The sequence below is a fragment of the Blastococcus capsensis genome, assembly GCF_030165005.1.
Lineage (GTDB): Bacteria > Actinomycetota > Actinomycetes > Mycobacteriales > Geodermatophilaceae > Blastococcus > Blastococcus capsensis.
The window spans coordinates 1-9,617 of the sequence record NZ_JASNNW010000044.1 but is presented as its reverse complement, the minus strand read 5'-3'; the positions used below and the strand labels follow the sequence as shown (position 1 = coordinate 9,617).

9 protein-coding genes are annotated in these 9,617 nt (G+C 70.3%); 3 read left to right on the top strand and 6 right to left on the bottom strand.

Annotation, left to right across the window (positions count from 1 at the left end):
- Window positions 1-18: 18 nt before the first annotated feature.
- Window positions 19-1,611 carry an ABC transporter substrate-binding protein gene (locus QOZ86_RS20900; protein WP_284493891.1) on the bottom strand — a complete coding sequence of 531 codons (1,593 nt, stop codon included), beginning with the start codon at window positions 1,609-1,611 and terminating at the stop codon, window positions 19-21.
- Window positions 1,612-1,648: 37 nt separating this feature from the next.
- Window positions 1,649-2,386: an enoyl-CoA hydratase/isomerase family protein gene (locus QOZ86_RS20895; RefSeq protein ID WP_284493890.1), complete on the bottom strand. Its 738-nt coding sequence runs from the start codon at window positions 2,384-2,386 to the stop codon at window positions 1,649-1,651.
- An 824-nt stretch (window positions 2,387-3,210) separates the two neighbouring features.
- Here QOZ86_RS20895 and QOZ86_RS20890 point away from each other — a divergent pair.
- Both QOZ86_RS20890 and QOZ86_RS20885 read left to right on the top strand, forming a co-directional pair.
- Window positions 3,211-4,008, top strand: a complete 798-nt coding sequence (locus QOZ86_RS20890) for an enoyl-CoA hydratase/isomerase family protein (RefSeq protein WP_284493889.1) — start codon at window positions 3,211-3,213, stop codon at window positions 4,006-4,008.
- A gap of 290 nt (window positions 4,009-4,298) precedes the next feature.
- Complete coding sequence (locus QOZ86_RS20885; protein WP_284493888.1) at window positions 4,299-4,946, top strand: TetR/AcrR family transcriptional regulator; 648 nt, start codon at window positions 4,299-4,301, stop codon at window positions 4,944-4,946.
- Between the two features lie 32 nt (window positions 4,947-4,978).
- Here QOZ86_RS20885 and QOZ86_RS20880 read toward each other — a convergent pair whose 3' ends face one another.
- Genes QOZ86_RS20880 through QOZ86_RS20865 form a run of 4 tightly spaced genes read right to left on the bottom strand, consistent with a single transcriptional unit; the run spans window position 4,979 to window position 8,323 of the window.
- Complete coding sequence (locus tag QOZ86_RS20880; protein ID WP_284493887.1) at window positions 4,979-5,752, bottom strand: fumarylacetoacetate hydrolase family protein; 774 nt, start codon at window positions 5,750-5,752, stop codon at window positions 4,979-4,981.
- On the bottom strand, window positions 5,752-6,543 hold the full coding sequence (locus QOZ86_RS20875) for an SDR family oxidoreductase (RefSeq protein ID WP_284493886.1): 792 nt from the start codon (window positions 6,541-6,543) through the stop codon (window positions 5,752-5,754). Before QOZ86_RS20875 ends, QOZ86_RS20880 begins: the two co-directional genes overlap by 1 nt.
- A gap of 4 nt (window positions 6,544-6,547) precedes the next feature.
- Complete coding sequence (locus QOZ86_RS20870) at window positions 6,548-7,402, bottom strand: fumarylacetoacetate hydrolase family protein (RefSeq protein ID WP_284493885.1); 855 nt, start codon at window positions 7,400-7,402, stop codon at window positions 6,548-6,550.
- 33 nt (window positions 7,403-7,435) lie between these two features.
- Window positions 7,436-8,323 (bottom strand): dihydrodipicolinate synthase family protein, encoded by an 888-nt coding sequence (locus QOZ86_RS20865; RefSeq protein WP_284493884.1) that lies wholly within the window; start codon window positions 8,321-8,323, stop codon window positions 7,436-7,438.
- A 137-nt stretch (window positions 8,324-8,460) separates the two neighbouring features.
- Here QOZ86_RS20865 and lhgO point away from each other — a divergent pair.
- Window positions 8,461-9,617, top strand: a 1,157-nt coding sequence (gene lhgO / locus QOZ86_RS20860; protein WP_284493883.1) for an L-2-hydroxyglutarate oxidase, incomplete at its 3' end; no start/stop codon positions are given.

The following is a 9,617-nucleotide window of genomic DNA, read 5'->3' as shown; positions in this document are numbered from 1 at the left end:
CCCCCGACCGGCGTGCGATCAACTGCTCGGCTCCTTGCCCACGCCCCGGAACTGCCGGGAGGCGTCCGCGTAGATCTCCACGCCCTTCGTCTGCTCGTTCATCGCGAACGGCGTAGTGAGGTTGCAGAGAGTGACGTTAGGGTAGGCCTCCTCGGCGACCGCTGCGAACAGGTCGGCGTAGGCGGGAGCCCGCTCCTCCGGCGTCGCACCGTCCATGGCCTCTTCATGGAGTCGGGTGATCTCCTCCGTCGTGTACCCGCCCGGGTTGTTGAAGCCGTCCGCCAGGTAGTAGGAGGCGGTCAGCATGCTCGGGTCCGCCTCCGCCTTCTGCTCGGAGAGGCTGGCGTCGGCCGTCTTGTTCACGTTGAAGTCCTCGGCCAGCTTGGCGATCTCGACCGGAGTGATCGACATCTGGATGCCGACCTCGGCGAGGTTGGCCTGGATGACCTCCGCGATCTGCTGGTAGATCGCCAGGTTGATCACCTGGAGATCGAAGGAGAAGCCCTCTGGAAGGCCGGCTTCCGCGAGGAGTTGCCGGGCCTTCTCCGGGTCGTACTCGTAGTAGTCCGGCCCGATGTCGGGGTTCGAGGCGTAGTAGAAGTTGGGGAAGAGCTGCACCGACGGCTCGCAGAACCCGTTGGTGACCGCCGAGATGGCCTCGCGGTCGATGGCGTGGTTGAGGGCCTGGCGGACCTCCTTCTTCCCGAACTCCGACCGGGCGGTGTTCAGCGTCAGGTTGTAGCTCGAGAGGCTGGGTGCCTCGCACACGACGAGGCCGGCCGCCTGCGCCGGCTCGTACATCGAGGCCCGCAGGAAGGTGACATCGGAGGCGCCCGAGATGACGGAGTTCAGGCGCGCGTTGTCGTCGCCGGAGACCGTGACGATGAACTCGGCCATGTTGAGGGCGTCGGGGTCCCAGTAGTCCTCGACGGCCGTGTACTCCACCCGCGAGCCCGGCGTGTACGACGCCAACTTGAAGGCGCCGGATCCACCGGTCTTGGCGGCCTCCTCCGGCGGCAGGTCGAAGGCTGCGGGGCTCATCATCATCCCGGCCGAGCCGCCGAGGATGCCCACGAGAGCGCCGGCGCCGCCGTCTGTGATCAAGCGGACCGTGTCATCGTCGATGACCTCCACGTCGGTGACCGTCTCCAGGGGCAGGGCGTTGTAGGAGCCCGGCAGGGTCTTCTTGCGCTCGAAGTTGGCCGCGACGGATTCCGCGTCGAACGGGGTTCCGTCGTGATACGTCCAGTCGTTGATGAGGTCGAGCTCGAGCACCCGGCCGTCGTCCTCCAGCGTCCATGACTCGGCGAGCATGGGCTGCGGTGATCCGGTCTCGTCGACGTGCACGAGGCTGTCGTAGACGGGGTAGAGGTACATCTGGCTGTTGTTCGAGGTGATCTTTTCCGGGTCGAAGCTGGTCGTGTCGACGCTGTACATCCAGGTGACCGTCTGGCTCTCGTCAATGTTGTCGGTGAGCTCCGGGCAGGCGCTGGTCTGCGCCTCACGTTCGACGACCTCGCCGCCGCCGCTGCCACCGCCATCGCTGCTGCCGCCGCAGGCGGCGACCAGCAGCAGGAGCCCCGCTGCGGGGATCGGGCTGACCTTCTTCATAAGAGACACATCTCCTTGCTGAGAGTGATCGGGGCTGTCAGGAGCTGTTTCGGCGGCGCTGGGACCACATCTGGGTCGCTCGTTCGAAGTGCAGTGCGGCGTCCCAGCCGATCCCGGGAGGGCCCATCTCCGTCCGGAAGGACCGGACGGCGTTGCGTGAGAGCTCCGGATCCTTCGCCGGCCGCCCAGCAAGCTCCATGGCCAGCCCCTCGACGTCCTCGTCGGGGACAGCCCGCCAGGCGAGGCCGATCTCCTGCGCTCGGGTCCCGTTCACCTCCTCGCTGAAGAGACCCATCGCGGAGGTGGCCTCGCGGCCTGCGGTGCGGCCGGCGATGGTGAAGAACCCACCACCCGGATGGAGTCCGATCCGCAGGAAGCCGGCGAGTATGCGGGCATTCGTGGCCACGATCCTGAGATCGGTGGCCAGCATGAGGTTGATCCCTGCCCCGACGGCCGCGCCGCGGACGGCAGCGATCGTCGGCACCGCGAGGCTGCCGACGCGCATGAAGGCGCCGTACACTGCGCCGGCCTGCTTGAAGGTGGAGTCCTCGGCCTGATCGGAACCCGGCTGCCAACGCCGTCGATCCGCTCCCGAGCAGAACGTGCCCCCCGCCCCACGGACGACCGCAGCTCCGATGGAAGAGTCCGCGTCGATCTCGTCGCACAGACCGGCGAGTTGGCGACCCATCTCGGGCGTGAGCCCGTTCTTCACCTCGACGGAGTCGACGGTCAGGACGGCCACCCCGTCCTGCTTGTCAAGAAGCACTTGTCCCATGTGGTGGCTACCTCTCGCTCTGACGGGTCACGCTGTACGAACTCCGGTCGGTGGGCCTCCTGGTGGTCCAGGGAGCCCCGGGCGTCGTGAGTCCGTGACGGCCGGGTCCCGGGCCGGTGCTCGCAGACGGGCTGCTGCTGCCCGGCCTTCCCGCATCACCGCGCCGGACCCCAGCAACTGCCCGGCAACCGTGCTCAGCGCGGCCGCAGCGGCGCGGCGGCGCTTCGAGTTGCAGAGGCTGAGGGCCTGTGATCACGCTCACAGCGGTGAACGTATTTGGATACTGACGTCGGCGTCAACGAATACGGCTGAAATCCGCTGAGCGGTCTCGTGATCCCCGGAATCCCGGGGATCCGAGGTCACAGAATGCTAACGACGATCCAATTGTGGCTGTGCGTGGCGGCGAGCAAGGGCGGCTGGGTGTCGCGAGGGGCCCTCGGTGGCACTCGGACCACTGCCTCGAGGAGTCATCGGGTGGCGCAGTCGGTGCCGAGGACGACGGCAGCCGTCCTTGCGGGTCGCGGTGTCGGGGTCGACGCCCGGGGCCCACATGGATCGAGGCCGGAAGCGGGCGTCCCGTGGAGGCTGCCGCCGGCGAGGCGGAGCGAGAGGCGGCCGGGGTCAGCAGGACCGCCAACCCGGGGGAGTGACCTCCGAAGAGGTTGACAGGAGCATCGACTCACGGTGTCCTCTCTGCCAGAGTTCGGTGCGGCGGTCAGCAGCCTGAAGGCACCGCCGGGCATCCGTGTCGGCAGTCGCGTCCGCTGTCGGATCACACTTCCGGAAGAGGTGGCCATGGCAGATGACCCGCTCAGAGGTTTCACATGCCCGCCGAACACATGAGCGACGATCTACGCATTTCGCGGACTGATGGCGTCGTCACCGTGACGTTGAACCGCCCGCACCGGAAGAATGCGATCACGCGCGACGGGTGGCACGAGCTGCTGACCGCATTCCGGCAGATTGCCGTGCCGGCTGATCGGGTCGTGGTCCTCCAGGGAGCCGCAGAGGATTTCTGTGCCGGCGCGGACCTAGGCGCAGACCCGAGCGCCGGCCACAAGGACCTGGCCGACCATCGCCAGCTGATGCGGGTGGTGGGCGATGCCTGCCTCGCGCTGCACCGGCTTCCGGTTCCCACCGTCGCCAAGGTGGATGGCGTGGCCGTGGGAGCCGGGATGAGTCTTGCTCTGGCTTGCGACCTGGTGATCGCCACCACCCGCTCCCGCTTCTCCCAGATCTTCGTCAAGCGGGGGCTGTCCCCGGACTTCGGCAGTTCCTGGTTCCTGCCCCGGCTGATCGGATTGCGTCGAGCGAAGGAGCTCGCCTTGCTGGGTGAGATCGTCGATGCGCAGAGCGCTGAGGCGCTGGGTCTGTTGCACCGACTGGTCGACCCGGCGGAGTTGGACGAGGCAACTGCGGCACTGGTGGCACGACTCCGCGCCGGGCCACCCGTGGCGCTGGGGGCCACCAAGGCTCTGCTGAACAACGCCTTTGACGTCACCCTCCAGCAGGCGCTCGACGACGAGGCGGAGGCCCAGGTGATCAACCTGGGGACGCGGGACGGCCAGGAGGCACGCACAGCATTCCTCGAGAAGCGACCGGCCGCGTTCGAAGGGCGCTGAACCGCACCCCTTCGATCAGCCCCTCCGGGACGGCACACTGACCGATCCGGGGGAACGCCATGCCCGGACCGGACAGGAGCGTGACAGCAGGACCGGCTGTAAGCGCCCCACGACTCCACCGGCTCCGGGCCGCCGTGCCCGCCCGGACGGACCGTCCCGGCGGCGCCCGGCGACCGAGCCAGCCCTCCGTGCGGCCTGGTTGACACCGATGTCGGCGCCGACCCATGCTAGGTGCCCAGACGAAGACGGGAGCGGGCAGTGCACACCGGCGAGACTGTGATGAACGCGCGGTGACCGACGCTCCGCCGGTGCCGACGACGCTGCGGAAGCGACGCATGCGCGCCCGACTGCTTGCCGCAGCGCGCGAGGTCTTCGAGCGGGACGGTTTCCTCGACGCCCGCGTCACCGACATCTCGGCGGCGGCCGGGGTCGCCCACGGCAGCTTCTACACGTACTACCGCTCGAAGACCGACATCTTCCGGGCTCTCGTGGCCGCCAGCATGGAAGAGCTCTACGCCTCCCTCGGCGGTGGCCAGGAGGCCGACGGCGGCCACGGTGACCGGCCGACCGACCCGCTGAGCGGCATCGACCGGGCCAACCGCCGGTTCGTGGCGATGTACCGGGAGAACACCGCGCTCATGGCGCTGTTCGAGCAGGTGACCACGTTCGACCCCGAGGTGCGCGCCGTCCGGCAGGCCGTCCGCGAGCGAATGGTGGCCCGGGTGCGGCACAGCATCGAGCGGTTCCAGGCCGACGGTCTCGTCGCCGCCGACCTGGACGCCGAGTACAGCGCGCACGCGCTGGTCGCCATGGTCAACGGCCTCGTGCACTACTGGCTGGTGCTCGGCCGCGACTTCGACCAGGACCGGCTGGTGGAGACGATGACCCGACTCTGGGCGCAGTCGCTGGGGCTGCCCGTTCCCGCCGACCGGCCCTGAGCAAAGCCGGCGGGCGGGACGGCGGGACCGGCTCAGCCGGTGATGCGGGTGCTCAGCGTGCCGATGCCCGCGATGGTCACCGTGATCTCGTCGCCGCGCTGCAGCGAGCCCACCCCGGCCGGGGTGCCGGTGAGCACCACGTCGCCCGGGAGCAGGGTCATCGCCTGGCTGACCCAGGAGACGCACGCCGCCACGTCGCGCAGCATGTCGGCGGTCGTGCCGTCCTGGCGCAGCTCGCCGTTGACCGTCGACCGCAGCGACAGCGCCGAGGGGTCGAGCTCGGTCTCCACCCACGGGCCCAGCGGGCAGGAGCCGTCGAAGCCCTTGCCGCGGGTCCACTGCCCCTCGGACTTCTGGATGTCCCGCATGGTCAGGTCGTTGGCCACGGTGTAGCCGAGGACGACGCCGGCGACGTCCTCTGCCGCGACGGCCACGCACCGCCGCCCGATGACGACGGCCAGCTCGCCCTCGTAGTGCAGGTCGGAGGTCAGCGCCGGATACGGGACCTCGGCGTCCGGCCCCACCACGGCGGTGGAGGGCTTGAGGAACACGATCGGGATCTCGGGCACCTCGTTGCCGAGCTCCTTCGCGTGCTCGGCGTAGTTGCGCCCGAGGGCGACGACCTTGCTCGGCTCGACCGGAGCCAGCAGGGTGACCTCTGCCAGCGGGGTGCGCTCCTCGGTGCGCCGGACGCCGTCGAACGGCGGGCCCTCGAGCCGGACGACGACGGCGTCGTCGCCGTCGCCCTCGACCAGGCCGTAGGAGGACGTGCTGCTGCCGGCGGTGGTGTAGCGGGCGAGACGCATCAGATCGCCTGGACCATGCCGCCGTCGACGAGCAGGTTCTGCCCCGTCATGTACGTGTTGGCGCCCGAGACCAGGAATGCCGCCACCCGGCCGAACTCGTCTGCTTCGCCGTAGCGCCTGATCGGGATCCCCTTCTCCGACTGCGCCCGTACGTCCTCGACCGAGAGGCCGGTCTGCTTCGCCCGGTTGGCGTCGAGGCTGGCCACGCGGTCGGTCGCGATCCGGCCCGGGCCCACCGTGTTGACCAGCACGCCGTCGGGGGCGAACTCGGTCGCGAGCGACTTGGCCAGGCCGACGACGGCGATCCGGTAGGTGTTGGACAGCAGCAGGTTCTCGATGGGCTGCTTGACCGACGACGAGGTGACGACGGCGATCCGGCCCCACTGCTGCTCGCGCATGTGCGGCAGCACGCCCCGGATCAGGCGGACCGTGCTCATCAGGTTCAGGTCGTGGGCCTGGTACCACGTGGCGTCGTCGTCGGCCGCCAGGAAGCCCCCGGGGGGCGGGCCACCGGCGTTGGCGACGAGCACGTCGACACCACCCAGGCGGCGCTGGGTCTCCTCCAGCAGGCGGGACACGTCGGCGGGGTCGGCGACGTCGGCCGCGCAGTGCTCCACCTGCGCACCGGTGGCCTCGGCGATCTCCGCCGCCGTCTTCGCCAACTGCTCCTCACCGCGGCTGGAGATCATCACCCGGGCGCCCTCGGCGGCCAGCTGCGTGGCGGTCGCCCGGCCCAGGCCCTTGCTGGCCGCGGTGACGAGCGCGACCTTGCCGGTCAGTTCGAGATCCATCAGTTCACTCCACGGGGTTCGAGAGGTCGCGGAAGCCGACGATCGAGACGCCGGCGGTGTCACCGGGCCGGATGTGGACGGCGCCGGGGGTACCGGTCGAGATGATGTCGCCGGGCAGGAGGGTCATGACCCGCGAGTGGAAGGCCACCAGCCACCACGGGCGGAAGGTCATGTTCGAGACGACATTGCGCCGGTGCACCCCACCGTTGTGGACGGTCGAGACCTCGAGCGCGTCGACGTCGGGCACCTCGTCCACGGTGACCAGCTCGGGGCCGAAGCTGAAGAACGTGTCGAAGCTCTTCGACCGGGTGAGGTACCGCGGGTTCTTCTCGAGGATGTCCTCGGCCGTCATGTCGACGATCGTGGTGAACCCGGCGACGACGGAGGCGGCGTCGGCCTCGTCGACGTCCTTGCACTCCTTGCCGATGATGACGCCGAGCTCGCCCTCGGCCGTCGTCCGCTGCGACTGCGGCGGGATCCGGATCGGGTCACCGGGCCCGATGATCGCGGTGTCGGGCTTCAGGAAGCTGGCCGGCTCGGTCGAGGGCGCCATCTCCTTCAGGTCGGCCGCGTGCTCGACGTAGTTGAGCCCGATGCCCCAGATCTTGCGGGGACGCCGGTAGAGCGGCGCGTACTCCAGCTGGTCCTGCGGGACGGCGAGGTCGTCGAGCAGCCCGGCCGGGGCGCCGCCCACCCACTGGCGCAGCGCCTCCAGCTCACCCTTCTCCAGCAGCTCCTGCACCGTGCCGGACCAGGTGGTCCCCAGGGCCTCGTTCACCGCCGTGAGCAGGACGGCACCGGATGGCCGGACCAGCGCCGCCGGTTCGGCACCGTCGATCCGCAGGGACGTCAGTCGCACAGGAGGCTCCTAGCTCTCGTGGGAAACAGCCGCTCAGAGGCCGACAGCGGCGATCAGGTCGTCGAGCTCGGCGAGGGTGATGTCGTCGACCGGCGGGGCCGGGAACCGGGCGTGCGGTGAGCTGATCGCTCCCCGCCGGGCGAACACCTGCTTGCGGATGGTTACCCCGCCGACGCCGAGCTGCGCCTCGTAGCGGATCAGCGGCAGGTGCCGGAAGAAGTACTCCTGCGCCTCCGCGCGCTGCCCGGCCACGAACTTCTCGTAGGTGCCGACGAGGACCTGCGGGAAGCCGAACCCGGTCATGATCCCGTCGGCGCCGCGCAGCAGCTCCTCGTACAGGTACACCCCGCCGAGCCCGCCGAAGATGCCCACCGGCGAGCGCACCGCCTTCCGTACCGCGGTGATCTTCGGCAGGGTCGGGGTCTCCTCGAGCTTGAGGTACCGGCAGCCCTCGATCTCGTCGAGCAGCCGGACCAGGAAGGGGGCGGGCATGGTCACGCCGGTGTTGACCGGCTCGTCCTGCACGACCACCGGCACCGACACCGCCTCGGCCACCCGCCGGAAGTGTTCGAAGACCAGGTCGAGGTTCTTTGTGTTGTCCGGCGGCGCCAGCATGACGGCGGCGGCGCCGGCGTCCTCCGCCCGGCGGGCGTAGTCCAGGGCCATCCGGGTCGCACGGGCCGAGATCCCGGCCACGACCGGCGCGCGCCCCGCGGTCGCCTGCACGTAGCGCCGCAGCACCCGCTCGCGCTCCTCGTCGAGGAGCTTGGCAGCCTCCCCCATGATGCCGAGGATGGTGAGGCCGTGCGCCCCCGCGCCCAGGTAGTCCTCGACGAGGGTGTCGATGCTCCCCTCGTCGACCGCCCCGTCGTCGGTGAAGGGCGTCAGCGTGATGGGGAGCACGCCCCGGAGGGCGCTCACCGCCGGGCACCCCGCGCGAACGGCCGAACGGCCCGGCTGCCACACTCGGTCACTGTGATCACAGGCACACCGTAGCGGCTGCCGCGACCGACCCCCAGGTCCGGGCGTGACCGCGGGGAGACCTCGATCGGAGAACGATGACAGTCTCTCGCTTCGCCGTCGTCGGCGGCGGCATCATCGGTGCCGCGGTGGCGCGCCGGCTGCTCCAGCTCCGGCCCGATGCCCAGGTCACCCTGCTGGAGAAGGAGGACCGGCTCGCCGCCCACCAGACCGGCCGCAACAGCGGCGTGGTGCACGCCGGCCTGTACTACGAGCCGGGTTCGCTCAAGGCCCTGCTCTGCCGCCGCGGGGTCGGCCTGCTGAAGGAGTTCTGCGCCGAGAAGGGCCTGGGCTACTCCGAGATCGGCAAGGTGCTGGTCGCCCTCGACGCCGCCGAGCAGTCCCGGCTGGACGCCATCGCCGAGCGGGCCCGCGCCAACGGGGTCCCCGGCATCCGGATCATCGACCGCGCCCAGCTGGCCGAGCTCGAGCCGCACGTCACCGGCGTCGCCGGCCTGCACTCCCCCACCACCGCGATCGTCGACTACGCCGGGATCACCCGGCAGCTGGCCGCCGACGCGCAGGCATCTGGGGCCTCGGTCCGCACCGGCTTCGCCGTCACCGGACTGCGGCACACCACCGGCGGGCCGGCCGAGGAGGTCGTCGTGCAGGGAGCCAACGGCGAGGAGCTCGCCGTCGACCAGGTCGTGCTCTGCGCCGGCCTGCAGGTCGACCGGCTCGCCGAACTCGCCGGCGACGGTTCCGCCCCCCGCATCGTGCCCTTCCGCGGCGAGTACTTCGCCCTGGTCCCCGAGAAACGCTCCCTGGTCAACGGCCTCGTCTACCCGGTACCCGACCCGCGCTACCCGTTCCTCGGCGTCCACCTCACCCCCCGGTTCGACGGCGAGGTGCTCGTCGGCCCCAACGCCGTGCTCGCCATGGCCCGGGAGGGCTACCGCCGGCGCGACGTCAGCCCCCGGGAGCTGGCCGAGATCGTCCGCTACGCCGGGTTCCGCAAGTTCGCCGCCCAGCACTGGAAGACCGGTATCGCCGAGATGCGCGGGTCGCTCAGCAAGCGCACCTTCACCGCCGCCGCCCAGCGCTACGTCCCCGAACTCACCGCCGCCGACCTGGTCCCCGCCACCGCAGGCATCCGCGCCCAGGCGCTGGAATCCGACGGCAGCCTCGTCGACGACTTCCGCATCACCCGCACCGGCGCCGTCGTCGCCGTCCGCAACGCCCCCTCCCCCGCCGC

Bases quoted from the DNA above. Each gene is read 5' to 3' on its own strand.
- QOZ86_RS20880 (WP_284493887.1), bottom strand. From the start codon at position 5,752: ATGCGTCTCGCCCGCTACACCACCGCCGGCAGCAGCACGTCCTCCTAC.
- QOZ86_RS20895 (WP_284493890.1), bottom strand. From the start codon at position 2,386: ATGGGACAAGTGCTTCTTGACAAGCAGGACGGGGTGGCCGTCCTGACC.
- QOZ86_RS20890 (WP_284493889.1), top strand. From the start codon at position 3,211: ATGCCCGCCGAACACATGAGCGACGATCTACGCATTTCGCGGACTGAT.
- QOZ86_RS20875 (WP_284493886.1), bottom strand. From the start codon at position 6,543: ATGGATCTCGAACTGACCGGCAAGGTCGCGCTCGTCACCGCGGCCAGC.
- QOZ86_RS20900 (WP_284493891.1), bottom strand. From the start codon at position 1,611: ATGAAGAAGGTCAGCCCGATCCCCGCAGCGGGGCTCCTGCTGCTGGTC.